This window comes from Enterobacter sp. R-25 (assembly GCF_049913205.1).
Lineage (GTDB): Bacteria > Pseudomonadota > Gammaproteobacteria > Enterobacterales > Enterobacteriaceae > Enterobacter > Enterobacter ludwigii.
Genome location: NZ_CP183982.1, coordinates 649,169 through 675,160, shown reverse-complemented (window position 1 = coordinate 675,160; position 25,992 = coordinate 649,169). Strand labels below are relative to the sequence as shown.

The window sequence follows — 25,992 nt, the reverse complement described above, 5'->3', positions numbered from 1 at the left end:
CCACCGGTAAGAGACGGCAGGCCAGACATTCTGTAGGCCGGGGGCGCATGCGCCACCCGGCATTTACATTTAAGCCTGTTTCTTCGCGGCCGCGTTCGGCAAGAAGCCTTCCAGCACGATTAACGCCGCGCCGATGCAAATTGCGCTGTCGGCGAGGTTAAAGGTCGCGAAGTGCCAGTCGCCGACATAGAAGTCGATCATATCGACCACAAAGCCGTGCCACAGGCGATCAAACAGGTTGCCCAGCGCGCCACCGATAATCAGCGCATAGGCGATGTTATTTAGCTTTTGTGTTGCCTTCGAACGGTACATCAGCAGCGATAGCACCACACAGATACCGATAGCGATACCTGCAAAGAACCAGCGCTGCCAGCCACCGCTGTCAGCAAGGAAACTAAACGCCGCACCGTAGTTACGTGCGTAATGCAGGTTAAGCGATGGGAACAGCGACACCGTCTCCCCCAGAGCAAAATTCTGGAGGATCAGGAACTTGCTGCCCAGATCGATAATCAGCACTACCACCACCAGCCACAGCCAGCGCAGTCCTGTTGAACAGAGAGTTTTACTCATCAGGCAAACTTACGTTTCTCGCCGTCACCGGCGACGTTGCTGACACAGCGTCCGCAGATATCTGCGTGTTCCGCCACCTGGCCGACATCAGTGGTGTAATGCCAGCAACGCGGGCATTTATCACCTTCGGCTTTGCTCAGTGCGACTTTCAGTCCTTTGAGCAGTTCGCTCTGCTGTGCATCAGCAGACGCCTGGGCATAATCCGCAACTTTCGCACCGGAGGTCAACAGGACAAATCGTAATTCATCGCCCAGCGCCGTCAGTTTCGCCGCCAGCTCTGGCTCGGCGTACAGGGTAACTGCCGCTTCCAGCGAGCCGCCGACTTTCTTGTCAGCACGCGCCTGCTCGATAACCTTGTTCACTTCGCCACGCACTTTCAGCAGCTCGTCCCAGAAGGCATCGTTCATCGCTTCGGTGCTGGAGAGATCGAACAGACCTTCATACCACTCGCCGGTGAAGACATACTTCTCACGGTCGCCTGGCAGGTAACCCCAGATTTCATCTGCGGTGAAGGACATGATCGGTGCCATCCAGCGAACCAGCGCTTCTGCGATGTGGAACAGCGCAGTCTGGCAGCTACGACGCGCCACGCTGTCCGCTTTCGCGGTGTACTGGCGGTCTTTGATGATGTCGAGGTAGAACGAGCCCATCTCGATGGAGCAGAAGCGCATCAGGCGCTGCACCACTTCGTGGAAATCGTAAGATTCGTAAGCCTTCAGGATATCTTCCTGTGCCGCTTTCGCGCAGCCTACTGCCCAGCGATCCAGCACCACCATCTCTTCCGGTTTCACCATATCTTTTAGCGGATCGAACCCGTTCAGGTTCGCCAGCAGGAAGCGCGCGGTGTTACGGATACGACGATAGCTGTCGGCAGCACGTTTCAGGATCTCGTCCGACACCGCCATTTCGCCGGTATAGTCGGTAGAAGCAACCCACAGACGCAGAATGTCCGCGCCCAGTTTGTTCATCACGTCCTGCGGAGAGACGGTGTTACCGATCGATTTAGACATCTTACGACCCTGACCATCCACGGTGAAACCGTGGGTCAGCACCTGGCGATACGGTGCTTTACCTTTCATGGCGGTGGAAATCATCAGCGATGACATGAACCAGCCGCGGTGTTGGTCAGAACCTTCCAGATACATATCTGCCGCGTGGCCGGCAAATTCCGGACGCACGTCAACAACAGACGCGTGCGTTGAACCGGAGTCAAACCACACGTCCAGGGTATCAGGCACTTTCTCGTAGTTGTCTGCATCAGCGCCCAGGATGTCGCGGGAATCAAGATCCCACCATGCCTGAATGCCGTCAACTTCTACACGCTTCGCGACTTCTTCCATCAGTGCCAGAGTGTTCGGGTGCAGTTCCTGTGTCTCTTTGTGCACGAACAGAGACATTGGTACGCCCCAGGTACGCTGACGGGAGATACACCAGTCAGGACGGTTAGCGACCATGGATTCGATACGCGCCTGACCCCAGTCCGGGATCCACTGCACGCCTTTGATCTCTTTCAGGGACTGCTCGCGCAGGCCTTTCTGATCCATGCTGATGAACCACTGTGGGGTCGCACGGAAGATGATCGGTGATTTGTGACGCCAGCAGCACGGATAGCTGTGCTGCATTTTCTCAACGTGCAGCAGCGCGCCGCTGGTGCGCAGCATGTCAACGATGATGTCGTTCGCTTTGAAGACGTTGATACCGTCCAGCGCCGGGTAGGTGCCTGGCAGGTAAGAACCGTCAGGACCCACCGGGTTCGCGATTTCCAGACCGTATTTCAGGCTGATGTTGTAGTCGTCAGGACCGTGGCCACCGGCGGTATGTACCGCACCGGTACCCGCATCCAGCGTCACGTGATCGCCCAGGATCGCCGGCACATCGAAGTCCAGGAACGGGTGTTTGAAGCGCATCAGCTCCAGCGCGTCACCTTTCACGGTGCCCAGCACGGTATAGTCGGCGATGTTCGCGCGTTTCAGCACGCTTTCGACCAGATCTTTCGCCAGGATCAGCGCCTGACCGTCAACCTGCACCAGCGCGTACTCGAACTCACCGGACAGGGAGATCGCGCGGTTTGCTGGCAGCGTCCACGGGGTGGTGGTCCAGATAACCAGCGAGATGGGGCCATTGACAGAGGTCACGCCAAATTTGGCTTTCACCGCCTCCTGATCGACCGCGTGGAAGGCCACGTCGATAGACGGAGAGGTTTTGTCGTAATACTCCACTTCCGCTTCTGCCAGCGCAGAACGGCAGTCCACGCACCAGTGCACCGGCTTCGCGCCCTTGTGCAGATGGCCGTTACCGATGATTTTACCCAGCGCACGGATGATGTTGGCTTCGGTTTTGAAGTCCATGGTCAGGTACGGACGTGACCAGTCACCCAGCACGCCCAGGCGGATAAAGTCCTGGCGCTGACCGTCAACCTGCGTGGCCGCGTATTCGCGACATTTTGCGCGGAATTCTGCCGCGGTGAACTTCTCACCCGGCTTACCAAACTCTTGCTCAACTTTCAGTTCGATTGGCAGACCATGGCAGTCCCAGCCCGGAACGTAAGGCGAGTCATATCCCGCGAGGCCTTTGGACTTCACGATAATGTCTTTCAGAATCTTGTTTACAGAGTGACCAATATGAATGCTGCCATTCGCATATGGAGGGCCATCATGCAGAATGAAGGTTTTTTTGCCTTTTTTGGCTGCACGGATGATGCCGTACAGGTCATCATCGGTCCAACGCGCCAGCATTCCCGGTTCGCGCTTGGCGAGATCGCCGCGCATCGGGAACCCTGTTTCCGGCAAATTCAGGGTTGATTTATAGTCACTCATCAGATTCTCGGTTCCGTATTTTTCACGTAGGCATTTAAGCCGGGTTTACTCGCCCAAAAAACTCGCGGGCCGTTAATTCATCTCGCGCGATTTGCGCCTTTAGTTCATCCAGCGAAGCAAATCGCTGCTCATTGCGTATTTTTTTACGCAGTATCACATCTATATGGCGACCATAAAGGTCCATTACAACGTCCAGCAGGTGCACTTCTAATTGTTGACGGACACCGGCGACTGTAGGACGTGTGCCAATATTGGCGACACCGAAATACGGTTTATCGCCCAGACCAGCCACTTCCACCGCATATACCCCTTTAACCGGGGAGACCTGACGACGTAGCGGTATATTCGCCGTCGGGAAACCTATGGTGCGGCCCAGCGCATCGCCATGGACCACACGGCCTGAAATGCTAAACGGATGTCCCAGCAGCGTTTCCGCCGTATCCAGTTCATCGTTGGCCAGCGCCTGACGCACCGCAGTGCTGCTAACCCGGACGCCACCTTCGCAAAAGGTCATTGCGCTGGTGACATCAAAGCCGTACTCGAGGCCAGCCTTCTGTAATAGCAAGAAATCGCCCTGACGACCAGCGCCAAAGCGGAAATCATCACCCACGGCCAGAAACTGCACGCCAAGGCGCCTGACCAGCAGGTCACTGACGAAATTTTGTGCTGTGAGCGCGGCAAAGCGGCGATCGAAACGCACGCACAATACGTAGTCCACCCCGGACTCTGCCAGGTAGCGCAACTTCTCGCGCAGGCGAGTGAGGCGAGCCGGTGATTTATCGCCGGCAAACAGCTCCAGCGGCTGCGGCTCAAAAATCATCACTACAACGGGCAGGCCACGCGCCTCCCCTTCTTTACGCAATCCCTGCAGCAGCGCCTGATGACCACGATGCACGCCGTCGAAATTACCAATGGTCAGCACGCACCCGTGCGGTGCTCTGCTGAGATTATGTATGCCGCGTATCAGCTTCATGTCTGGCTCAAAACAGTGAAAATCGCCAAAGTATACCTTGTACAGCGGTTAAGGTTAACCGGCGATTGTTCGCGCAAAACAGAAAGCCGTAATGATTTCATCAGGCTGACCTTTCACAGCAAAAAAATCTGCCCGTGAACTGCGTTTTTTGTGCCGAAAAGCTGTATTCACGAGCGACAAGCTGGTAGAATCCTGCGCCATCACTACGTAACGTAGCGTCGCCAATCAACGGCGCTTATTTGCACAAATCCATTGACAAAAGAAGGTATAGAGGGCATATTCCTCGGCCTTTGAATTGTCCACATAGATCATATTTGGGAGTTGGACCTTGGCTAATATCAAATCAGCTAAGAAACGTGCTATCCAGTCTGAAAAGGCTCGTAAGCACAATGCAAGCCGTCGCTCTATGATGCGTACTTTCATCAAGAAAGTATACGCAGCTATCGAAGCTGGCGACAAAGCTGCTGCGCAGAACGCATTTAATGAAATGCAACCAATCGTGGATCGTCAGGCTGCTAAAGGTCTGATCCACAAAAACAAAGCAGCGCGTCATAAAGCAAACCTGACCGCGCAGATCAACAAACTGGCTTAATCGCCACTTGTTGTTGCTTGTTTTAAAAGAACCCGCTTAACGCGGGTTTTTTTATATCTTCAGATTGCCGGTGGCGTAAACAGCGCCGAGTAGTCGCGGTTACAGATGCGCTGTACCGCTGGGTGTTGAATCATCCTTTCTGCAAATATCGCGTGATACTCCTCCATCACGTTATCGACCCGGCCAATCTCCGTAATCTTGTTATCTGAATAGAGATCGTGCACGTACAGCGTCGGTGCAACAAAGATGGCGTTATGCGCCTCACCAAAGGCTTTCATTAGCGCAGCATCGTCAAACTCGCCGAGGATCTCCACCTTCAGTCCCTGAGAGTTAAACCAGTTCAGCAGTTTGCGCCCAAGCATGGAGCGCCGGCCTGGCACCAGCAAACGACGCTCTTCCAGACAGGCAGGAAACGGTTTTTCCGGCGGCGGGTTAATGCACCAGAAGCTGACCCCGCATTCGCCAATCTTCACCGAGAACAGCCCTTCCTGCTGCGTAGAGTCGATCGGGCAGTCCGAGATAATCATATCCAGCTTATGCTGGCTCAGCTGCTCCAGCAGCATCTCGTGCGTGGACTCAAAACAGCGCAGATGGATTTGCTCATCTTCGACCACCGCCGCATCCAGCACGCCGCTGACCAGCCGTTTTGACAACGCATCCGCCACGCCGACGTCAAAGAGCAGGTTTGACTCTTTGCGGTAGTTAATGATATCCAGCATCTCCTGGCTTAAGGTAAACATCTTATCCGCATAGCGGAAAACCAGTTCGCCCAGCTCACTTGGCTCAATCCCACGGCCCTTGCGCTTAAAGAGCTTGCCCTGCAGCCGCTCTTCCAGCGCCTTGATTTGCCCGGTGATGGTCTGCGGCGTCAGGTAGAGCGCCTCTGCCGCCCCCACGACCGAGCCCTGCTTATAGACGTGCCAGAAGTAGTAAAGGTGGTTGTAATTCAAATGAGACATCGTGTCTTCGCTCCCTGATCGTGTAGCGGGAGAAGGTGTTCTTCTCCCGGTTTCCTGTTATGCCTGAACGACCGGTCCGGACAGTTTGACCTTCAATAAGGTATAGCCAGTGACTGCGGCCAGTAACGATCCGATAAGGATACCCAGCTTCGCCCAGACGATAAGCTCAGGCGCATGGGCACCAAAAGCCAGCGTTGAGATAAAGATCGACATGGTAAACCCAATGCCGCACAGCACGCCCACCGCCATGATCTGCTTAAACGTGGTACCGTGCGGCAGTGACGCCAGCTTCAGCTTCAGCGCCAGCCAGCAGAACAGGCTAATACCCAGCGGCTTACCAATAAACAGTCCGGCAATAATGCCCAGCGGCAACATTGAGGTCAGTCCCTCAAGGGTTACCCCTTCCAGCGAAACGCCTGCATTAGCGAAAGCAAACAGCGGCAGGATCATAAAGGCGACCCACGGGTGCAGTACATGCTCCAGCTGTTTGGCAGGCGATTTCCCCTCCTGCGGCTTAAGCGGAACGAAGAAGCCGACGATGACCCCGGCGAGCGTAGCGTGCACGCCTGATTTCAGTACCGCGGTCCACAGCACCATCCCCACCAGCACGTAGATCCCGATGCGGCGCACGTTGCAAATGTTCAACAGCGCCAGTACCGCAATCGCTCCTGCGGCAACGCTCAACGACAGGATCGACAGGTCGCTGGTGTAGAACAGCGCAATAATGACAATCGCGCCCAGGTCATCAATGATCGCCAGCGCCATCAGGAAGATTTTCAGTGCCACCGGCACGCGGCTTCCCAGCAAGGCCAGCACACCCAGGGCAAACGCGATATCCGTTGCCGCCGGAATGGCCCAGCCGTGACGCGATACCGGATCCTGCCAGGTGAACGCCAGGAAGAGCAACGCCGGAATGACCATCCCCCCGAATGCGGCAATCACCGGGAACGCGGCACGCTGACGGCTGGCAAGCGAACCCAGGACCAGCTCACGCTTAACCTCCAGTCCTACCAGCAGGAAAAACACGGCCATCAGTGCATCGTTGATCCACAGCAGCATGTTCTTATTAATTTCCAGCGCCCCGACTTTCAGCTCGACGGGAGTTTCCAGAAACGCGTGGTAAAAGTCGCGTGTGAAACCCATATTGGCCAGCGCCATCGCGGCCGCAGCGGCAATAATCAGGATGATGCCGCCTGATGCTTCACTGCTAAAAAAACGGTGTATTAATTTCACGTAGGCTCTCTCTTACAGCAATACTTCGGTAAAACCATAATACCAGGCCAAACAGCTCGGCAAAAGCAGATTAATGTTGAGTATATATTCAGTTTTACCGAATGATAGCCATGAGGACAGCTACAAAAAGAAAAAGCCCGGAATCGCTTCCGGGCTTTTTGAGATGAACACCAGCTAACGGATCAGCGGGTCAAATCGTCGAAGAATTTTTTGACGCCATCGAAGAAGCTTTTGGAGCGCGGGCTGTTTTTCTCACCCGTCGGGCCGCCAAAACTTTCCTGCAGCTCTTTCAGCAGCTGTTTCTGCTTGTCGTTCAGGCCAACCGGGGTTTCAACCACCACGCGGCACAGCAGGTCGCCCTGCGCACCACCGCGAACGGATTTAACACCTTTACCACGCATGCGGAACAGCTTGCCGGTCTGGGTTTCGCCTGGAACCTTCAGATTGACGCGACCATCAAGCGTTGGCACTTCAATTTCGCCACCGAGTGCCGCCATGGCGAAGTTGATGGGCACTTCACAGTACAGGTTGTTGCCTTCACGCTCAAAGATGGCGTGCTGCTTGACCTGAACCTGAACGTACAGATCGCCTGCCGGTGCACCGTGCTCGCCGGCCTCACCTTCACCTGCCAGACGGATACGGTCGCCCGTGTCCACGCCTGCCGGGATTTTAACGGACAGCGTCTTGGTTTTCTCAACGCGACCATGACCGTGGCATTTTGTGCAGGGGTCTTTAATCAGCGTACCGCGACCATGACAGTGCGGACACGCCTGCTGCACGGCGAAGAAGCCCTGACGCATCTGCACCTGACCGGAACCGTGACAGGTTGGACAGGTTTGCGGCTGGGTGCCTGCTTTCGCGCCGCTGCCGTGGCAAACGTCACACTCTTCCAGCGTCGGAATACGGATCTCTTTGGTGACGCCACGTACGGCCTCTTCCAGCGTCAGATCCATGTTGTAGCGCAGGTCGGCGCCGCGCGCCGCGCGCTGACGGCCACGACCGCCGCCAAAAATGTCGCCGAAAACATCGCCAAAGATATCGCTGAAGTCAGCGCCACCGCCAAAGCCGCCGCCACCGAATCCACCGCCGCCCATACCGCCTTGTTCGAAGGCTGCATGACCGTACTGGTCATAGGCCGCACGTTTCTGTGCATCGGTCAGGACTTCGTAGGCTTCTTTGATCTCTTTAAATTTGGCTTCAGCCTCTTTGTCACCCTGGTTGCGATCCGGGTGGAATTTCATGGCCAGGCGCTTATACGCCTTTTTGATTTCACGCTCTTCCGCAGTTTTCGGAACGCCTAAAATCTCGTAATAGTCTTGCTTTGCCATTGGTTTTTTTAAGCCCCTTAACATGCGAGCACGGGCGTGGAGAGTTCTCCTACGCCCGTGCCGATTAATTACCCTGCATCAGGGCGATTATTTTTTGTCTTTCACTTCTTCGAACTCAGCGTCGACAACGTCGTCGTCTTTCGCGTTGTTCTGAGAAGCGTCAGCGCCAGCCTGCTGTTGGGCGTGCTGCTGCTGAGCGATTTCCATCAGCTTCTGAGAAGCCTGAGCCAGCTCCTGCATCTTCGCTTCGATATCCGCTTTATCTTCGCCTTTCAGAGACGTTTCCAGCGCGCTCAGTGCAGCTTCGATAGCCGTTTTGTCTTCAGCTGGCAGTTTATCGCCGGCTTCTTCAACCTGCTTACGGGTGCTGTGCAGCAGATGGTCGCCCTGGTTGCGGGTCTGAACCAGCTCTTCGAACTTACGGTCAGATTCCGCGTTCGCTTCTGCTTCACGAACCATTTTCTGGATCTCTTCTTCGTTCAGACCGGAAGAGGCCTTAATGGTGATCTTCTGCTCTTTACCGCTGTTTTTGTCTTTCGCGGAAACGTGCAGGATACCGTCAGCATCAATATCGAAGGTTACTTCGATCTGCGGCATACCGCGTGGCGCCGGGTTGATGCCATCCAGGTTGAACTGACCCAGTGACTTGTTATCCGCCGCACGCTTACGCTCACCCTGCAGCACATGGATGGTTACTGCAGACTGGTTGTCTTCAGCAGTAGAGAACACCTGGCTGTGCTTAGTAGGGATAGTGGTGTTTTTGGTGATAAGCGCCGTCATCACACCGCCCATGGTTTCGATACCCAGAGACAGCGGGGTAACGTCCAGCAGCAGAACGTCTTTCACATCACCCGTCAACACACCACCCTGAACGGCAGCACCGATAGCCACTGCTTCGTCCGGGTTAACGTCTTTACGTGGCTCTTTACCAAAGAATTCAGCCACTTTCTTCTGAACCATTGGCATACGGGTCTGGCCACCGACGAGGATAACGTCGTTGATATCAGACACGGACAGGCCAGCATCCTGCAGAGCGACTTTCAGTGGCTCGATGGAACGGTTCACCAGGTCTTCTACCAGGCTTTCCAGTTTCGCACGGGTCACTTTAATGTTCATGTGTTTAGGACCGGTCGCGTCTGCAGTGATATACGGCAGGTTCACGTCGGTCTGCTGAGCGGAAGACAGTTCGATCTTCGCTTTCTCAGCGGCTTCTTTCAGGCGCTGCATTGCCAGCGGGTCGTTACGCAGGTCAATGCCCTGATCTTTCTTAAACTCGTCAACGAGGTAGTTGATCAGACGGGTATCGAAGTCTTCACCACCCAGGTGGGTATCACCGTTGGTTGCCAGAACTTCGAAGGTTTTTTCGCCATCAACTTCGTCGATTTCGATAATAGAGATATCGAAAGTACCACCACCCAGGTCGTAAACCGCGATAGTACGGTTGCCAACTTCTTTATCCAGACCGTAAGCCAGTGCCGCTGCGGTTGGTTCGTTGATGATACGTTTTACTTCCAGACCTGCGATACGGCCAGCATCTTTCGTTGCCTGACGCTGAGCATCGTTGAAGTAAGCAGGAACGGTGATAACAGCTTCAGTTACCGGTTCACCCAGGTAATCTTCTGCGGTTTTCTTCATTTTTTTCAGCACTTCAGCAGAGATCTGCGGTGGTGCCGTTTTGGTGCCTTTCACATCAAGCCATGCATCGCCGTTATCTGCTGCGATGATTTTGTAAGGCATGATAGAAACGTCACGCTGAACTTCTTCGTCCTGGAAGCGGCGGCCAATCAGGCGTTTAATCGCAAACAGGGTATTTTGCGGGTTTGTCACTGCCTGACGTTTAGCCGGCTGACCAACCAGAGTTTCACCATCCTGGGTATAAGCAATGATAGAAGGCGTGGTGCGATCGCCCTCGGCGTTCTCCAGCACGCGTGCGGTAGTGCCATCCATAATCGCTACACAAGAGTTGGTAGTACCCAGGTCGATACCAATAATTTTACCCATCTAAACGTCTCCACTTAAAATTCAGTCAACATGTGGTTGTGTACCTGTAATAAGGGCAGAACGTGCTTTTTCAACTGCCCACAATTGATTTTTTTCAGGTCCACACACTGCGGTTGACTACAAGATGGGGTCGCGCCAGCGTCCATCAAGGGGGAACGGTAAAAAAAATTTTTAATTTCACCCTGATGAGATCATAGACGGCATTGATTGCGCCCATTATGATGCCGCGCCCCGTCAGGGAGAACTGACGCGGGTTTAACCATTTCACCATATTAATGATGATTTTTTTGAGGACTTATGGGCAACACTAAGTTGGCTAATCCGGCTCCGCTGGGCCTGATGGGTTTTGGCATGACCACTATCCTGCTGAACCTGCACAACATCGGGATGTTCCCGATGGATGGCATTATCCTGGCGATGGGCATTTTTTACGGCGGTATCGCGCAAATCTTCGCGGGCCTGCTGGAATATAAGAAAGGCAACACCTTCGGCTTAACCGCATTTACCTCTTATGGTTCTTTCTGGCTGACCCTGGTCGCGATCCTGCTGATGCCTAAAATGGGCCTGGCAGACGCGGCAAACGCACATTTCCTGGGCGTTTACCTCGGTCTGTGGGGCATCTTCACGCTGTTTATGTTCTTCGGCACCCTGAAAGGCAACCGCGCACTGCAGTTTGTTTTCCTGAGCCTGACCGTGCTGTTCGCCCTGCTGGCGATCGGCCACCTCGTGGATAACGAAAGCATCGTGCATATTGCCGGCTGGATTGGTCTGGTGTGCGGCGCAAGCGCTATCTACCTGGCAATGGGTGAAGTGCTGAACGAGCAGTTTGACCGCACCATTCTACCGATTGGTGAAAAACACTGATCCATCTGTCGTGTCCGCCTCGCGGGCACGACATCCCTGTTTCTGCCGAAGCCAAATGCCTAACGCCAGCCCCATCACCGACAGCGCGAGCACATACCAGGCGGGTGCCATCGGGGATACTCCCATCAACACCGTGACCGCAATCGGCGTCAGCCCGCCAAAGATGGCGTAAGAGACGTTATAGGAGAAAGAGATCCCGGTGAAGCGGACCTCTGGCGGAAAAGCTCGCACCATCACATACGGCACTGCACCGACAACCCCCACGCACAGCCCGACCGTACCGTAGAGCAGGAACAGCTGTTCAGGATGGCTGCCTGCCAGGTGGTAAAACGCCCAGCTCGACGAAGCCAGCAGCAGACTGCCGATGATGAAAGTCAGGCCGGCACCGATACGGTCAACGGCCAGCCCCGCGGCCAGACAGCCAAAGCAGAGCATAATGGTGGCGATACTGTTTGCCTGCAACGTTACCGCCGGCGCAAAACCGTACTGCTTTTGCAGCCATACCGGAGACATTAAGATAACGACCACGATGCCCGCCGACAGCAGCCAGGTGAGCAGCATCGACACCACAACCGCGCTCCGGTGGCGCACCACCACGGCTTTTACCGGCAACTCCTGTGCCAGCGCCTTGCGCTGCTGCATCTCAAGGAAAATGGGTGTCTCCTGCAGCCAGCGGCGAAGATACATCGCCACCAGGCCAAACGCCCCGCCGAGCAGGAACGGTACGCGCCATCCCCAGTCGTGAACCGCTTGTTGCGTCATGCTGGTATTCACGATAGTGGCCACCACTGAACCGAGGAGGATACCGACAGTCAGCCCCGCCGTTAAGGTTCCACAGGCGATGCCGATGCGGCGCGCCGGCACATGCTCCGCCACAAACACCCAGGCCCCCGGCACTTCGCCGCCAATTGCCGCCCCCTGAAGAATGCGCATTAGCAACAGCAGCAGCGGAGCAACAATGCCCATTGAGGCGTAAGTGGGCAGCAGACCAATGGCCAGCGTCGGCACGGCCATCAGTAAAATGCTGAGCGTGAACATCTTCTTACGCCCGACCAGGTCACCAAAGTGGGCCATCACAATGCCACCCAGCGGTCGCGCCAGATACCCGGCGGCAAAAATGCCGAAGGTTTGCACCTGGCGCAACCACTCCGGGATATCTGCCGGGAAGAAAAGCTCCCCCACCACGGCGGCGAAGAAGACGAAGATGATAAAGTCGTAAAACTCCAGCGCACCGCCTAAGGCCGCGAGCGTGAGGGTTTTATAGTCCTGTCGATTCAGAGGTCGGGTGTTATGTGACATAGCGAACCATTTGGCTTGTGTTGTGGATTTATTTTTACAGCAAACGTAAAGAAAAAATTACTATACCGTAAAACCCTTACCACGCTACCGTCGCTTCAGCTAATGTCACATATTGATTAATTTCAGGAGATTGTCTCGCGATGGGCGTTTTTCGGACGAAAAGCTGCTACCACTTTCTCATCGGTCTCCACATACGGGCCGTCAAGCAACTGTATACAATACGGTACACTTGCAAAAATCCCGTGCACGATCACGCTGCCATCTTCCGCTTTCAGTCCTTCAAGCGTCTCTTTGATGGACTTCGGCTGGCCCGGCAAATTCAGAATCAATGCCTGCTTGCGGATCACCCCGACCTGACGGGAGAGGATCGCCGTCGGGACAAAGTGTAGACTGATCTGGCGCATCTGCTCACCGAAGCCAGGCATCTCACGATCGGCAACCGCCAGCGTGGCATCCGGAGTGACGTCCCGACGCGCAGGTCCGGTGCCTCCCGTGGTCAATACCAGGTGGCAGCTCATCTCATCCACCAGCTCACAGAGTGTCTGTTCGATAATTGGCTGTTCGTCAGGGATCAGGCGGGTCTGGATCTCAAAGGGGGTTGTCAACGCACTGCCCAGCCATTCTTCCAGCGCGGGGATGCCTTTATCCTGATAAACACCGCTGGAGGCGCGGTCAGAAATCGACACTAAGCCGATGCGTAAGGTATTCATATCCATTCCATTCAAAAAAGTACTGATTAAAGGGAATGATACACGCAGAGGGGAAATTCAGACAGAGTACGAAAGAAGTAGCGTGACCGGGAACCCGGTCACGCAGAATGATTACAGCAGGTCGCCGATCATTTTTTCCAGTTTTTCCTGGTCGATAGCAAACTTACGGATACCGTCCGCCAGTTTATCTACAGCCATTGGATCCTGGTTATGCTGCCACAGGAACTCAGATTCAGTGATGCGCTCCGGACGCGCTTTCACTTCACCGGTGTAGGATAGTTTACGCTCGATAGCACCTTCGCTTTCAGCCAGCTCTTTCAGCAGTGCCGGGGCGATGGTCAGGCGGTCACAGCCAGCCAGTTCGATGATTTCACCTACGTTACGGAAGCTTGCGCCCATCACCACAGTCTCATAACCGTGCTGTTTGTAGTATTCGTAGATTTCGGTCACGGAAACGACGCCTGGATCTTCAGATGCCGCGTACTCTTTCTTATCCGTGTTGGCTTTGTACCAGTCCAGAATACGGCCAACGAATGGAGAAATCAGGTATACGCCGGCTTCCGCACATGCACGCGCCTGTGCGAAGGAGAACAGCAGCGTCAGGTTACAGTTGATACCGTCTTTTTCCAGCTGTTCAGCTGCACGAATACCCTGCCAGGTCGACGCCAGTTTGATCAGGATGCGGTCATTGCTGATGCCGGCATCGTTGTACATTTTGATCAGACGTTTTGCTTTGGCGATAGACGCTTCGGTGTCGTAGGAGAGACGTGCGTCAACTTCGGTAGAGATGCGGCCAGGAACCAGTTTCAGAATTTCCAGACCAATGTTCACGGCCAGTTTATCAGTGGCATCAACAACCTGCTGCGCGCGGTCGTTGCTCTGTGCTTTCGCCCAGGTCACTGCGTCGTCAATCAGTTTGCGATACTCAGGGATCTGTGCGGCGTTAAGGATCAGAGAAGGGTTGGTGGTGGCATCCTGCGGCTGGTACAGCTTCATTGCCGCGATATCTCCGGTGTCAGCTACGACAGTGGTGAACTGACGAAGGGAGGTCAATTTATCCGTCATGATAGTGTTTCTCTTTTAACGTGCCCTGGATAATTCACGCTACCGACAGCATGCCTGCAGCGGAAAAATGACAGGTTTACTTGTTAGGGGGATGTAACCGGTCTGCCCTGATGATAACACGACGGAGGGGTAGCGCAACCGCAGACAGTGCGCTTAGACAGAGTATGATAAACTCAGAATATTAACAGGCTGCTAAGTAACAGCATGTCCAATCAGTGGTAGCGCTTACATATTCATTTTGGCATCAACAAGAGGGACGTTAATGCCTGATTTCCTTTTCTTTATTAATGAAGTCCTTTGGGGTTCGATAATGATATACCTGCTGCTGGGTGCAGGTATTTGGTTTACGCTACGCAGCGGGTTTATCCAGTTTCGTTATATTCGCAAATTTGGCAGAAGTCTGAAAAACAGCGTCACGCCCCAGCCGGGCGGATTAACCTCTTTCCAGGCCCTCTGCACCAGCATTGCCGCACGCCTCGGCAGCGGTAATATGGCGGGGGTGGCACTGGCCATCAGCGCCGGTGGCCCGGGCGCCGTTTTCTGGATGTGGGTCACGGCGCTTATCGGGATGGCCACCTCCTTTGCCGAGAGCGCCCTCGCCCAACTCTACAAAGAAAAAGATAAAAACGGACAGTTTCGCGGCGGCCCGGCCTGGTACATGGCGCGTGGCTTAGGAATGCGCTGGATGGGCGTGCTGTTTTCGCTGTTTTTACTGCTCGCGTACGGTCTGATTTTCAATACCGTTCAGGCGAATTCTGTTGCCCATGCCTTGCGCTATGCCTTTGCGTGTCCGGAGTGGATCACCGGGCTTGTTTTAGCCCTCTGTATCCTGCTGACCATTTCGACCGGCCTAAAAGGTGTCGCCCGCCTGATGCAGTGGCTGGTGCCTGTCATGGCGCTGCTGTGGGTTGCCGCCAGCCTGTTCGTCGCCGCACGGCATATCGAGCAGGTGCCGGAAGTGATTGCAACCATCTTCAAAAGCGCATTTGGCTGGCGCGAGGCGGCATCGGGCGCACTGGGCTATACGTTCAGCCAGGCGCTGATGTCGGGCTTTCAGCGCGGAATGTTCTCCAATGAAGCCGGTATGGGATCAACGCCCAATGCCGCAGCCGCCGCCGCGTCCTGGCCGCCCCACCCGGCGGCACAAGGCATTGTTCAGATGATTGGCGTTTTTACGGACACCATTATTATCTGTTCCGCCAGCGCCATGATCCTGCTGCTGGCTGGCCCGGTACCTCACTCATCGGAAACAGCCGGCATACAACTGCTTCAGCAGGCACTGGTGAGTCTGACGGGTGGCTGGGGAGCCGGGTTTGTCTCGCTCATCCTGCTGTTATTCGCCTTCAGCTCGATTGTTGTGAATTACCTCTACGCCGAAAATAACCTTATTTTCCTGAAAGTGGACTCCCGCCGTATGATCACGCTGCTGCGCCTCGGGGTGATACTGATGGTGTTAGCAGGTTCGCTGCTCAGCATGCCGCTGGTCTGGCAACTGGCGGATGTCTTTATGGCGCTCATGGCCATCACTAACCTGACGGCGATCCTGCTGCTCTCACCCGTGGTTACGCTTATCGCACGGGACTATCTTCGTCAGCGCAAACTGGGCGTACCGCCGATCTTTGATGCCTCGCGCTATCCCGACATCCAGGCGCAAATTGCGCCCGGCACCTGGGATGATTTGCCACGGCAATAACAGCTATCGATCAATTGAGGGCGATTTTTTGCTAAAGTCGCTCTAAATTTCCTGCAAGGACTGGATATGCTGATTCTGATTTCACCTGCTAAAACGCTCGATTACCAGAGCCCGCTCGCCACCGAGCGCTATACCCAGCCTGAACTGCTGGACTATTCGCAACAGCTGATTCACGTCGCGCGTAAGCTCTCTGCGCCACAAATTGCCTCGCTGATGAGCATCAGCGACAAACTGGCGGATCTTAACGCGACCCGTTTCCACGAGTGGCACCCGGACTTCACGCTGAACAACGCCCGCCAGGCGCTTCTGGCGTTTAAAGGTGATGTGTATACCGGCCTGCAGGCGGAAGATTTTAGCGAAGCCGATTTCGACTTCGCCCAGCAGCATCTGCGCATGTTGTCAGGTCTGTACGGCGTGCTGCGCCCGTTGGACCTGATGCAGCCATATCGTCTGGAGATGGGTATCCGCCTGGAAAACCCTAGAGGCAAAGATCTGTACCATTTCTGGGGCGATATCATCACCGACAAACTGAACGCTGCGCTGCGTGCTCAGGGCGATAATGTGGTGATCAATCTGGCCTCCGATGAATACTATAAATCGGTGAAGCCGAAAAAGCTGGATGCGGAAATTATCAAGCCCGTTTTCCTCGATGAGAAAAACGGCAAGTTCAAGGTCATCAGCTTCTACGCCAAAAAAGCGCGTGGGCTGATGAGCCGCTACATCATTCAGAACCGCCTGACGAAGCCGGAGCAACTGACCGGCTTCAACAGCGAAGGCTACTTCTTCGATGAAGAAGCGTCGGGAAAAGGCGAACTGGTGTTTAAGCGCCACGAGCAGTAAAACAAACCCCGCCAGATGGCGGGGTTTTGCATTAATGGTGTTTCCAGTCCGGGCCAGGACGCGGGTCGTCGTGACGATCGTGATGGTGGTCATCATGATGACGATCGTGATGCTCGTCATGTGGGCGCCAGTGATTATCGCGCCAGTCATAGTGAGCCTTCCACCAGTCATGGTCGCGCCAGCGACCACCATCCCAGTAGTGACCACGATTATCCTGATCGCCAATCTGCAGTTTTACCGCAGGGACGAGGGTGATTTCAGAGGCCTGAACCGCCATCGGAGCGACCAGCATCATTGAAAGCACCAGCAGAGCAGGTTTCAGTTTAGACATAGGTGACTCCTTATTCATTTACCCGATGTGGGCCGATGTAAGGAGAATACGTGAGGAGGACGGGGGATGTTATTCTCTGCAATCCTAATCGCTAAGTGACCGCATTTATTGGGAATTTCTGCTTTTTTACTGCTATTTTTCTCCTTAATTTCTCCATAAAAAAAGCCGGGTAAGTTTCACCTTACCCGGCCTGCATAGGAGGACAGAACCGTTATCCGCGCGTCATCATCAACTTACGCAGCGCGGCGAAATCCGCGGGCAGTTCATGCGAAAGCAGCGGCAGGTCCGCACGCTCGGCCAGCTCTTTTGGCAGCGGCAGCGTTTCACCCAGAATCACTTCCACGCTCTCTTTGAACTTCGCCGGATGAGCCGTTCCCAGGAACAGGCCATACTCCCCCGGATTCAGCTGATCGCGCAGCGCACGGTAAGCGATCGCCGCATGCGGTTCAGAGGTGTACCCCGCCGCTTTCAGCTCACGCATAGTGGCTTTGGTGGTCTCATCCGTCACCGCGGCGTAACCCAGATCGCCCAGACGCCAGACCTTACGGCGGAACAGCTCTTCCACACGCGGCCAGTTGTTCGGCTGGCTTACGTCCATCGCATTCGAAAGCGTCGCCTGCGTGGCGTTCGGTGCCCATTTACCGTCTTTCAGGAAGCGCGGCACGGTGTCGTTGGCGTTGGTGGCGGCGATAAAGCGTTTTACCGGCAGGCCGAGCGATTTCGCCAGCAGGCCCGCCGTCAGGTCACCAAAGTTGCCGCTTGGTACGGAGACGACCAGCTGATTGCGCGCCTCCTGTGGCAGCTGTGCAACCGCTTCGAAGTAGTAGCAGATCTGCGCCAGCAGACGGCTGATGTTAATGGAGTTCGCCGAGTTCAGACCCAGCGCCACTTTCAGCTCTTCATCATCGAAGGCCTGCTTGACCAGCGCCTGACAGGCATCGAAATCGCCGTCAATCGCCACGGTTTCAATGTTGCCCCCGAGCGTACAGAACAGTTTTTCCTGCAGCGGACTGATTTTGCCTTTCGGGTAGAGGATCACCACGCGAACGTTCTTCAGACCATAGAACGCATGGGCAACGGCCGCACCGGTATCGCCGGAGGTCGCCGTCAGAATCGTTACCGGTTTGTCGCCGCTGATGTGGGTCAGCATCTGCGCCATAAAGCGGCCACCGAAGTCTTTAAACGCCAGGGTTGGACCGTGGAACAGCTCAAGGCAGCCGACATCCGGCTCAACCTGCTTAACCGGTGCCGGGAAAGCGAACGCTGCACGCACGCGCTCTTCCAGCAGCTCCTGCGGGATTTCATCGCCGATAAAGGCAGAGAGGATTTTAGTGCTGCGGGTGACAAAGTCCTGCTTCAGCAGTTCATCAATGTCGGTCAGCTGAAATTCCGGCAGGTCATGGGGGAAGAACAGCCCCTGATTTTTGCCCAGTCCCTGAGTCACTGCCTGCGCGAAGCTGACCTGCTCGTTATGATCTTTAAGGTTGTAGAGTTTCATTCGTTATCCCAGTACTCGTGCGCCAGCCGTGTCCAGACGGCAAATATGAACAAAGCCTTCCTGATTTTGCAGGTAGTGTTTAGAGAGCCAGTCCGCCACGCGCTGCGCCGTGTCTGGCTTATCGCACAGGGCGAACAGCGTCGGGCCGGAGCCGGAGATACCGCACGCCAGTGCGCCGGTATCCATTGACGCCTGTCGCGCCTCGTTAAAGCCAGGCAACAGCTTAGTGCGGTACGGCTCGGCGATAACGTCTTTCATTAATTTTGCTGCCAGCTGCGGCTGACGGGTGTAGCAGGCGTGAATAAAGCCGGCCAGATGACGTCCGTGAGCGATACAGTCCTGACGACGATACTGCGCAGGCAGGATCGCACGCGCTTCAGCAGTAGATACCTTAATGCCGGGATAGGCCAGCACCCACAGCCACTCATCAAACCCTGGCACCTGCTGGCTGATGATGCCATTTTCTTCAATCATCAGTTGCATACCGCCGAGGAAGCAGGGGGCGACGTTGTCATAATGAATGCTGCCGGAGATGCGCCCTTCCAGCTCGCCCATTAACCCGAGCAGACGGTTATTATTCAGCGGCTTGCCGCAGTGCTCATTCATGGCCACCAGCCCGGCGACCACGGAGCAAGCGCTGGAACCCAGACCAGAGCCAATCGGCATACTTTTTTCCAGCGTCATGGCGACCGGCACATTTTTGCCAATCTCCTGACAGAACCGCTCCCAGCACTGATAAACGATATTCTCGCGCGGGTCTGTCGGCAGTTTGCTGGCGAAGCGGCCCACGTTATTCAGGCTAAAGCTCTCTGCCGCTTCAACCGTTACCGTATCGCCCAGCAGCGAACCATCCACCGGCGTCACCGCCGCACCCAGCACATCAAATCCGACGCTCATATTGGCGCTGGAAGCCGGGGCATAAACTTTCACCATGTTAAACTCCTAACTTCCATGACAGGGTACGCAGCAAATCGGCAAATACACCCGCCGCGGTAACATCATTCCCTGCGCCATAGCCGCGAAGCACCAGCGGCAGTGGCTGATAATAGTGGCTGTAAAACGCGAGGGCGTTTTCGCCGTTTTTTACTTTGAACAGCGGGTCGTTGCCATCCACTTCAGCAATCTTCACGCGGCACATACCATCGTCTTCAATATTGCCAACATAGCGCAATACCTTACCTTCATCACGGGCTTTCGCAACGCGTACGGCAAAGGCGTCGTCTAGCTGCGCTAAATTGGCCATAAAGGTGTTCACGTCACCGCTGTCGTCAAACCCGGCAGGCAGAACAGGCTCAATCACGATATCGGAAAGCTCCAGCTCACGGCCCGTTTCACGCACCAGTATGAGCAACTTACGCGCCACATCCATACCGGAGAGATCGTCTCGCGGATCCGGCTCGGTGTACCCCAGTTCACGCGCGGCACGGGTTGCTTCCGACAGGCTCATGCCCTCATCCAGCTTGCCGAAGATAAACGACAGCGAGCCGGAAAGAATGCCGGAGAAACGCTGCAGTTCATCCCCCGCGTTCAGCAGGTTTTGCAGGTTCTCGATCACCGGCAGGCCCGCGCCCACGTTGGTGTCGTAGAGGAACTTACGCCGTGACTTGCTCGCCGCCAGACGCAGCTGGTGATAGTAATCCATCGACGAGGTGTTGGCCTTTTTGTTTGGCGTCACCACGTGGAAACCTTCGCGCAGGAAATCGGCGTACTGATCGGCCACCGCCTGGTTCGAGGTACAATCGACAATGACCGGGTTAAGCAGGTGATACTCTTTCACCAGACGGATTAACCGGCCCAGATTAAAGGGCTCTTTGGCATCATTCAGCTCAGTCTGCCAGTTTTCCAGGTTCAGACCATGAACGTTGGTCAGCAGCGCTTTTGAGTTCGCGATACCGCACACGCGCAGATCAATGTGCTTTTTCTTCAACCACTCCTGCTGACGCTTCACCTGCTCCAGCAGCGCGCCACCCACACCGCCCACGCCAATCAGGAACAGCTCAATCACCTGATCGGTGTTGAACAGCATCTGATGAACCACGCGAACGCCGGTTGTCGCATCGTCGTTGTCAACGACCACCGAGATTGAACGCTCAGATGATCCCTGGGCAATGGCCACAATGTTGATGTTGGCCCTGGCCAGCGCGGCAAAGAATTTGGCCGAGATACCGCGCAGCGTACGCATACCGTCGCCCACCACCGAGATAACCGCCAGGCGTTCCTGGATAGAAAGCGGCTCCAGCAGCTCTTCTTTCAGCTCAAGGTAAAACTCTTCTTCCAGCGCACGACGGGCGCGCAGGCAATCCCCCTGCGGTACGCAGAAGCTGATGCTGTATTCAGAAGAGGACTGAGTGATCAGCACAACCGAGATACCGTTGCGGGACATGGCCGCGAAAACGCGGGCCGCCATACCGACCATGCCTTTCATTCCCGGGCCGGAAACGCTGAACATGGCCATATTGTTCAGGTTAGAAATGCCTTTCACCGGCAGGCCGTCTTCATCGGTACTGGCACCAATCAGCGTGCCTGGCGCTTGCGGGTTACCGGTGTTTTTAATCAGGCAAGGGATCTGGAACTGGGCAATGGGAGAGATGGTGCGAGGGTGAAGGACTTTAGCGCCGAAGTAGGAAAGCTCCATCGCTTCCTGGTATGACATCGACTTCAGCAGCCTGGCGTCCGGCACCTGGCGCGGATCGCAGGTGTATACACCGTCGACGTCAGTCCAGATCTCACAACAGTCGGCGCGTAAACAGGCTGCCAGCACGGCAGCAGAGTAGTCGGAGCCGTTACGGCCCAGTACGACAAGTTCACCCTTCTCGTTTCCGGCGGTGAAACCCGCCATCAGGATCATATGGTCAGACGGAATTTTGCTCGCGGCAATACGACGGGTTGATTCGGCTATATCAACGGTAGATTCGAGGTAGTGGCCCACTGCCAGCAGTTTTTCAACGGGATCGATAACCGACACATTGTGGCCACGCGCTTCCAGCAGGCCCGCCATGATGGCAATCGACAATTTTTCACCACGGCAGATTAACGCCGCGTTGATGCTGTCCGGGCACTGACCTAAAAGGCTGATACCGTGCAGCACGTGTTTGATTTGGGCGAACTCTTGCTCAACAAAGGATTTCAGCTGTGCGAGCGGGAAACCCGGCTGCGCCTCCGCCAGTCCCTGCAGCAGCTCAGCGAAGATACGCTCGGCGTCGCTCAAGTTCGGGAGTGCATCCTGGCCACCGATGGTCTTTTCAATCATCGCCACCAGGTGGTTGGTGATTTTTGCCGGGGCAGAGAGCACGGTCGCGACCTGCCCCTGCCTGGCGTTGCTCTCCAGGATATCGGCAACACGCAGAAAACGTTCTGCATTTGCCACTGATGTACCGCCGAACTTCAACACTCGCATGGTTCTACCTCGTTTCCTTTAGCCGAAAAAAAAGCCCGCACTGTTTGGGTGCGGGCTTTTTTCTGTTTTTCCTGTACGCGTCAGCCCGCATCATTTCCTGTGGTAATGATGATGGTTGTTGTAATGGTGGTGATGCTGATGCGTTTCATGGATGTTGTGTACTCTGTCATTATTATCTGTCTGTGCTGTATTCTTTTAGGGTTAAAGGATTGGGCACCTTAAGTCAATGAATTTTTAATTTGATCACAATTCGGGACGCTCTCACGTCCCGCTGCTTGCAGATTTATTTTCATCCGATTCCCCCAGACGCACCCCACCCAGACAGACGGATACGCCATAGTAAAAACTTATGACAGCATTTTACTCGGCCAATTTTTTTTCAATATCATGCAGCAAACGGTGCAACATTGCCGTGTCTCGCTGCTCAAGACGCCCAAGTCGCTGATGCAACCAGTCCGCCATTTTTTGATCTTCCGCTACACCGAGTTGTAATAACAGATGGTCAACGCGAGCGCGCAGCGCGGCCAGCTGGTTTTCATCTGCCCCTTCAGCCTGGAGTTGAGGAATTTGTATTAGGGAGGCTAATTGATAGCAATACACCATTACCGCCTGGCCTAAATTCAGCGACGGATAATCCGCCACCATCGGCGCACCGGTCAGGACGTCCGCCAACGCCAGCTCCTCGTTCGTCAGACCGGAATCTTCCCGCCCAAAGACCAGCGCGGCCTTCGTCAGCCACTGGCTTTTCTCCGTTAACATCGGCACCAGTTCCGCCGGCGTGGCGTAATAGTGGAACTTTGCCCGGCTGCGTGCCGTGGTCGCCACGGTAAAAGAAATGTCGTGCAGCGCAGCGGCGAGCGTGTCGTAAGTGGTTATATTATCGAGAATATCCCCTGAACCGTGCGCCACCCAACGGGCCGCGGGCTCGAGGTGCGCCTGGCTGTCCACGATGCGAAGATCGGTAAACCCCATGGTCTTCATGGCACGCGCCGCAGCGCCTATATTTTCGGCTCTGGCTGGGGCGACCAGTACAATCGACAGATGCATTTATGCTCTCTTTTTAATCAGTTAGCGGGTAAAAATGTGATGCACTTCAACATATTACGCGGCGCGAATTTACAAAAATGCAACACAAATCACCGAAATAGCGTTTCAGAACAAATTAAAAACGCTAAACTATTTTGTGGCTGAACAATCAGTTAGAATGTTAACAGAAGGCTATTATCCTTATGTTTTATAATGGTAATGACCTCATGAATACTCTTTTCTGATTGGATTCGTATCGTTTATAAATCAAGGTACGCAACTAGTTGGTTTATTGAAAAATTGTGACAAAGGCTAGCATTCGGCTACGATGATTTCATCAAACTGTTAACGTGCTACAATTGAACTTGATATATGTCAACGAAGCGTAGTTTTATTGGGTGTCTGGTGTCACTTAGCCTGTTATGTTGCTGTTAAAATGGTTAGGATGACAGCCGTTTTTGACACTGTCGGGTCCAAAGGGAAAGTACCCACGACCAAGCTAATGATGTTGTTGACGTTGATGGAAAGTGCATCAAGAACGCAATTACGTACTTTAGTCACGTTAGGCCGGTCATGTTAATTTGCGACATGCATCAGGCAGGTCAGGGACTTTTGTACTTCCTGTTTCGATTTAGTTGGCAATTTAGGTAGCAAACATGCAGACCCCGCACATTCTTATCGTTGAAGACGAGTTGGTAACACGCAACACGTTAAAGAGCATTTTCGAAGCAGAAGGCTACGATGTCTTTGAAGCGACCGATGGCGCAGAGATGCATCAGATCCTTTCTGAAAATGATATCAACCTGGTGATCATGGATATCAACCTGCCGGGCAAAAACGGCCTTCTTCTGGCGCGCGAACTGCGTGAACAGGCGAATGTCGCGTTAATGTTCCTGACAGGCCGTGATAACGAAGTTGATAAAATCCTTGGCCTGGAAATCGGTGCGGATGACTACATCACTAAACCGTTTAATCCACGCGAGTTAACCATTCGTGCACGCAACCTGCTGTCCCGCACCATGAACCTGGGCACGGTCAGCGAAGAGCGTCGTAGCGTAGACAGCTACAAGTTCAACGGCTGGGAACTTGATATCAATAGCCGTTCACTGATTAGCCCGAACGGTGAGCAGTATAAACTGCCGCGCAGTGAATTCCGCGCGATGCTGCACTTCTGTGAAAATCCGGGCAAAATTCAGTCCCGTGCAGAACTGCTGAAGAAAATGACCGGCCGTGAGCTGAAGCCGCACGACCGTACCGTAGACGTGACCATCCGTCGTATCCGTAAACATTTCGAATCTACGCCTGATACGCCGGAAATTATCGCCACTATTCACGGTGAAGGTTATCGTTTCTGCGGCGACCTGCAGGAGTAATCCGGCAACTGAAGTAAAAAAAAACGGCGCTTTCGCGCCGTTTTTTATTTCCAGACTCGCATCGTATCCGCATCAGATTCAACGGGGGGGACAGGACGCTTCGGCTGAGAGAGTGAATACCAGTCAAGGTGACGCGTCAGGTACATGACTGCAAACAGTGCCATCGCCAGTACGGCAGCTCCCAGCAGCAACGCGCTGTCCTCAGAACGCAGCAGGAACCACATCACGACATCCAGCCCCAGCAGCGCCAGAATAAACACCCCGCTTCGCCTCCAGCTTTTCAGTACCGCCTGCAGGTACACACCATTCATCATCGCGCCGACAAGGCTTGCCATAATCCAGGCCGGCGTAAACCCGACATGCTCAGACAGGGCAAGTAAGACGAGATAGAAGAGGACCAGCGACAACCCCACCAGCAGATACTGCATTGGGTGCAGACGCAATCCGGTGAGGGTTTCGAACACGAAGAAGGCCATAAACGTCAGGGCAATCAGTAAAATAGCGTACTTGATCGCGCGGTCTGTTAGTTGGTACTGATCCGCTGGCGTGGCAACCGTCACGCTAAAGGCCGGGATAGAACTCCACTCCGGTGACTCGCCCTCAGCGAACCAGCTTTGCATGTTGTTAGCAAACCAACTGCTCTGCCAGTTTGCCTGGAAACCAGACTCGCTAATCTGATGCTTAACAGGCAAGTAGTATCCCATAAATCCCGGGTGCGGCCAGTTACTGCTCAGCGTCATTTCGCTATTACGCCCGACAGGCACCACCGCAAAACTGCCCGTCCCCGCCAGGTTAAACGACATATCAAGGGCGAGCGTTTTCGGCTCAAGGGCTTTATCACTCAGCGGAATATGAATACCGGCAAGTGTGCCATACACGCCGGTTCCCGGTTCTACGCTGAGCGCCTCACCGTTGATTTTTGCGACCTTCACCGTACCAATGCCCCGGGCATCACCCACGCCAATCACCAGGAATGGTTGCCCCAGCGTCATGGTTTCGCCCTTCAGCTGCGCCATTTTCTCCGTCGAAAACTGCGCTTTTATTTTGAGATCGGTGTTCCAGATTTGTCCGTCATAGATACCGATGCTTCTGGACTCCACGCGCTGATTTCCCTCAACGAGCAGAGATTCCGGCAGGATAAAGTGCAGGTAGCTTTTTTTGTATTCGACCTTTTTTTCATCTTCTAGTTTGTAAAAAACCTCGGTGACAGGAATGGCAATCAGCGGTCCTACCAGCTTTTGCGGCCCGCTGGTGCTTTGGCGAAGCGAGTGTTCAACATCGTTACGGTAGCTCTCACGCTCCGAAATCAGGTTACTGACCATAAAGAGCGGGACTAATAACAGCAGAATGCACCCCAGCAGGGTGCTTACTTTCCAGAACAGGGGTGATTTCATCATTACGTCTCCTTTGTGATGTGGAGAGCG

The 25,992-nt window shown here is 54.5% G+C and carries 23 protein-coding genes, 1 pseudogene and 1 other annotated feature; of the genes and pseudogenes, 5 read left to right on the top strand and 19 right to left on the bottom strand.

The window, feature by feature from the left end:
- Window positions 1-69: 69 nt before the first annotated feature.
- From lspA to ACN9MQ_RS03215, 4 genes and pseudogenes are all read right to left on the bottom strand, one after another.
- Window positions 70-570 (bottom strand): signal peptidase II, encoded by a 501-nt coding sequence (gene lspA, locus ACN9MQ_RS03230; RefSeq protein ID WP_020882545.1) that lies wholly within the window; start codon window positions 568-570, stop codon window positions 70-72.
- Window positions 570-3,386, bottom strand: a complete 2,817-nt coding sequence (ileS, locus tag ACN9MQ_RS03225) for an isoleucine--tRNA ligase (protein WP_426021235.1) — start codon at window positions 3,384-3,386, stop codon at window positions 570-572. The genes lspA and ileS overlap by 1 nt, the downstream gene beginning before the upstream one ends.
- Window positions 3,387-3,420: 34 nt before the next feature.
- Window positions 3,421-4,359, bottom strand: coding sequence for a bifunctional riboflavin kinase/FAD synthetase (gene ribF, locus ACN9MQ_RS03220; RefSeq protein ID WP_014168574.1), 939 nt, complete (start codon window positions 4,357-4,359; stop codon window positions 3,421-3,423).
- A 7-nt stretch (window positions 4,360-4,366) separates the two neighbouring features.
- Window positions 4,367-4,585 (bottom strand): annotated as a pseudogene (locus ACN9MQ_RS03215) (DUF2575 domain-containing protein).
- A gap of 102 nt (window positions 4,586-4,687) precedes the next feature.
- Between ACN9MQ_RS03215 and rpsT the strand changes: the two are divergent.
- The gene (gene rpsT / locus ACN9MQ_RS03210; protein WP_008502037.1) at window positions 4,688-4,951 is read left to right on the top strand and encodes a 30S ribosomal protein S20; all 264 of its coding nucleotides are present in this window, start codon (window positions 4,688-4,690) and stop codon (window positions 4,949-4,951) included.
- A gap of 59 nt (window positions 4,952-5,010) precedes the next feature.
- On the opposite strand, the gene nhaR is transcribed toward rpsT, so the two are convergent.
- The 4 genes from nhaR to dnaK form a co-directional block, all read right to left on the bottom strand.
- Window positions 5,011-5,910, bottom strand: a complete 900-nt coding sequence (gene nhaR, locus ACN9MQ_RS03205; RefSeq protein WP_270292799.1) for a transcriptional activator NhaR — start codon at window positions 5,908-5,910, stop codon at window positions 5,011-5,013.
- A 57-nt stretch (window positions 5,911-5,967) separates the two neighbouring features.
- Complete coding sequence (gene nhaA, locus ACN9MQ_RS03200) at window positions 5,968-7,143, bottom strand: Na+/H+ antiporter NhaA (protein ID WP_014168571.1); 1,176 nt, start codon at window positions 7,141-7,143, stop codon at window positions 5,968-5,970.
- A gap of 182 nt (window positions 7,144-7,325) precedes the next feature.
- On the bottom strand, window positions 7,326-8,471 hold the full coding sequence (dnaJ, locus tag ACN9MQ_RS03195) for a molecular chaperone DnaJ (protein WP_020882543.1): 1,146 nt from the start codon (window positions 8,469-8,471) through the stop codon (window positions 7,326-7,328).
- An 87-nt stretch (window positions 8,472-8,558) separates the two neighbouring features.
- A complete protein-coding gene (dnaK, locus tag ACN9MQ_RS03190) occupies window positions 8,559-10,472 on the bottom strand; it encodes a molecular chaperone DnaK (RefSeq protein WP_014168568.1) in 1,914 nt (637 codons plus the stop codon).
- Window positions 10,473-10,769: 297 nt separating this feature from the next.
- On the opposite strand from dnaK, the gene satP reads away from it, so the two are divergent.
- Window positions 10,770-11,336 carry an acetate uptake transporter gene (gene satP, locus ACN9MQ_RS03185; RefSeq protein WP_049023055.1) on the top strand — a complete coding sequence of 189 codons (567 nt, stop codon included), beginning with the start codon at window positions 10,770-10,772 and terminating at the stop codon, window positions 11,334-11,336.
- Here the strand turns inward: satP and ACN9MQ_RS03180 are convergent.
- The 3 genes from ACN9MQ_RS03180 to tal all read right to left on the bottom strand — a co-directional run bounded on the left by ACN9MQ_RS03180 (window position 11,313) and on the right by tal (window position 14,410).
- The gene (locus ACN9MQ_RS03180) at window positions 11,313-12,635 is read right to left on the bottom strand and encodes an MFS transporter (RefSeq protein ID WP_063925667.1); all 1,323 of its coding nucleotides are present in this window, start codon (window positions 12,633-12,635) and stop codon (window positions 11,313-11,315) included. The genes satP and ACN9MQ_RS03180 overlap by 24 nt on opposite strands.
- A 122-nt stretch (window positions 12,636-12,757) precedes the next feature.
- Window positions 12,758-13,345 carry a molybdopterin adenylyltransferase gene (gene mog / locus ACN9MQ_RS03175; RefSeq protein WP_251884381.1) on the bottom strand — a complete coding sequence of 196 codons (588 nt, stop codon included), beginning with the start codon at window positions 13,343-13,345 and terminating at the stop codon, window positions 12,758-12,760.
- Window positions 13,346-13,456: 111 nt separating this feature from the next.
- Window positions 13,457-14,410, bottom strand: coding sequence for a transaldolase (gene tal, locus ACN9MQ_RS03170; RefSeq protein WP_014168563.1), 954 nt, complete (start codon window positions 14,408-14,410; stop codon window positions 13,457-13,459).
- A 262-nt stretch (window positions 14,411-14,672) separates the two neighbouring features.
- Here tal and ACN9MQ_RS03165 point away from each other — a divergent pair, with 262 nt between their 5' ends.
- Together ACN9MQ_RS03165 and yaaA are read left to right on the top strand one after the other, a co-directional pair.
- A complete protein-coding gene (locus ACN9MQ_RS03165) occupies window positions 14,673-16,103 on the top strand; it encodes an alanine/glycine:cation symporter family protein (protein WP_049023054.1) in 1,431 nt (476 codons plus the stop codon).
- A gap of 66 nt (window positions 16,104-16,169) precedes the next feature.
- Window positions 16,170-16,943 (top strand): peroxide stress protein YaaA, encoded by a 774-nt coding sequence (gene yaaA / locus ACN9MQ_RS03160; protein ID WP_049023053.1) that lies wholly within the window; start codon window positions 16,170-16,172, stop codon window positions 16,941-16,943.
- Between the two features lie 31 nt (window positions 16,944-16,974).
- Here yaaA and ACN9MQ_RS03155 read toward each other — a convergent pair whose 3' ends face one another.
- From ACN9MQ_RS03155 to yjjY, 7 genes are all read right to left on the bottom strand, one after another.
- Entirely contained in the window at window positions 16,975-17,274 is a 300-nt protein-coding gene (locus ACN9MQ_RS03155) for a DUF2502 domain-containing protein (RefSeq protein WP_020882537.1), read from the bottom strand.
- 211 nt (window positions 17,275-17,485) lie between these two features.
- Entirely contained in the window at window positions 17,486-18,772 is a 1,287-nt protein-coding gene (gene thrC / locus ACN9MQ_RS03150) for a threonine synthase (protein ID WP_032679598.1), read from the bottom strand.
- A gap of 3 nt (window positions 18,773-18,775) precedes the next feature.
- Window positions 18,776-19,705: a homoserine kinase gene (gene thrB / locus ACN9MQ_RS03145; RefSeq protein WP_014168558.1), complete on the bottom strand. Its 930-nt coding sequence runs from the start codon at window positions 19,703-19,705 to the stop codon at window positions 18,776-18,778.
- Window position 19,706: 1 nt separating this feature from the next.
- Window positions 19,707-22,169 carry a bifunctional aspartate kinase/homoserine dehydrogenase I gene (thrA, locus tag ACN9MQ_RS03140; protein WP_251884382.1) on the bottom strand — a complete coding sequence of 821 codons (2,463 nt, stop codon included), beginning with the start codon at window positions 22,167-22,169 and terminating at the stop codon, window positions 19,707-19,709.
- Between the two features lie 24 nt (window positions 22,170-22,193).
- Window positions 22,194-22,311: a sequence feature (Thr leader region), on the bottom strand.
- A complete protein-coding gene (gene thrL, locus ACN9MQ_RS03135) occupies window positions 22,250-22,318 on the bottom strand; it encodes a thr operon leader peptide (protein WP_015572623.1) in 69 nt (22 codons plus the stop codon). It overlaps the preceding feature by 62 nt.
- Window positions 22,319-22,529: 211 nt before the next feature.
- Window positions 22,530-23,216: a tRNA/rRNA methyltransferase gene (locus ACN9MQ_RS03130; protein WP_047356959.1), complete on the bottom strand. Its 687-nt coding sequence runs from the start codon at window positions 23,214-23,216 to the stop codon at window positions 22,530-22,532.
- Between the two features lie 399 nt (window positions 23,217-23,615).
- Window positions 23,616-23,756: a protein YjjY gene (gene yjjY / locus ACN9MQ_RS03125; RefSeq protein WP_001541509.1), complete on the bottom strand. Its 141-nt coding sequence runs from the start codon at window positions 23,754-23,756 to the stop codon at window positions 23,616-23,618.
- Window positions 23,757-23,851: 95 nt separating this feature from the next.
- Between yjjY and arcA the strand changes: the two genes are divergently transcribed.
- Entirely contained in the window at window positions 23,852-24,568 is a 717-nt protein-coding gene (arcA, locus tag ACN9MQ_RS03120) for a two-component system response regulator ArcA (RefSeq protein ID WP_003856501.1), read from the top strand.
- A 44-nt stretch (window positions 24,569-24,612) separates the two neighbouring features.
- Here arcA and creD read toward each other — a convergent pair whose 3' ends face one another.
- On the bottom strand, window positions 24,613-25,965 hold the full coding sequence (gene creD, locus ACN9MQ_RS03115; RefSeq protein ID WP_196087625.1) for a cell envelope integrity protein CreD: 1,353 nt from the start codon (window positions 25,963-25,965) through the stop codon (window positions 24,613-24,615).
- Window positions 25,966-25,992: the final 27 nt, after the last annotated feature.

Bases quoted from the DNA above. Each gene is read 5' to 3' on its own strand.
- satP (WP_049023055.1), top strand. From the start codon at position 10,770: ATGGGCAACACTAAGTTGGCTAATCCGGCTCCGCTGGGCCTGATGGGT.
- ribF (WP_014168574.1), bottom strand. From the start codon at position 4,359: ATGAAGCTGATACGCGGCATACATAATCTCAGCAGAGCACCGCACGGG.
- dnaK (WP_014168568.1), bottom strand. From the start codon at position 10,472: ATGGGTAAAATTATTGGTATCGACCTGGGTACTACCAACTCTTGTGTA.
- ACN9MQ_RS03165 (WP_049023054.1), top strand. From the start codon at position 14,673: ATGCCTGATTTCCTTTTCTTTATTAATGAAGTCCTTTGGGGTTCGATA.
- dnaJ (WP_020882543.1), bottom strand. From the start codon at position 8,471: ATGGCAAAGCAAGACTATTACGAGATTTTAGGCGTTCCGAAAACTGCG.
- nhaR (WP_270292799.1), bottom strand. From the start codon at position 5,910: ATGTCTCATTTGAATTACAACCACCTTTACTACTTCTGGCACGTCTAT.
- thrB (WP_014168558.1), bottom strand. From the start codon at position 19,705: ATGGTGAAAGTTTATGCCCCGGCTTCCAGCGCCAATATGAGCGTCGGA.
- creD (WP_196087625.1), bottom strand. From the start codon at position 25,965: ATGATGAAATCACCCCTGTTCTGGAAAGTAAGCACCCTGCTGGGGTGC.
- lspA (WP_020882545.1), bottom strand. From the start codon at position 570: ATGAGTAAAACTCTCTGTTCAACAGGACTGCGCTGGCTGTGGCTGGTG.
- mog (WP_251884381.1), bottom strand. From the start codon at position 13,345: ATGAATACCTTACGCATCGGCTTAGTGTCGATTTCTGACCGCGCCTCC.
- thrC (WP_032679598.1), bottom strand. From the start codon at position 18,772: ATGAAACTCTACAACCTTAAAGATCATAACGAGCAGGTCAGCTTCGCG.
- ileS (WP_426021235.1), bottom strand. From the start codon at position 3,386: ATGAGTGACTATAAATCAACCCTGAATTTGCCGGAAACAGGGTTCCCG.
- ACN9MQ_RS03155 (WP_020882537.1), bottom strand. From the start codon at position 17,274: ATGTCTAAACTGAAACCTGCTCTGCTGGTGCTTTCAATGATGCTGGTC.
- tal (WP_014168563.1), bottom strand. From the start codon at position 14,410: ATGACGGATAAATTGACCTCCCTTCGTCAGTTCACCACTGTCGTAGCT.
- ACN9MQ_RS03180 (WP_063925667.1), bottom strand. From the start codon at position 12,635: ATGTCACATAACACCCGACCTCTGAATCGACAGGACTATAAAACCCTC.
- thrA (WP_251884382.1), bottom strand. From the start codon at position 22,169: ATGCGAGTGTTGAAGTTCGGCGGTACATCAGTGGCAAATGCAGAACGT.
- yaaA (WP_049023053.1), top strand. From the start codon at position 16,170: ATGCTGATTCTGATTTCACCTGCTAAAACGCTCGATTACCAGAGCCCG.
- ACN9MQ_RS03130 (WP_047356959.1), bottom strand. From the start codon at position 23,216: ATGCATCTGTCGATTGTACTGGTCGCCCCAGCCAGAGCCGAAAATATA.
- arcA (WP_003856501.1), top strand. From the start codon at position 23,852: ATGCAGACCCCGCACATTCTTATCGTTGAAGACGAGTTGGTAACACGC.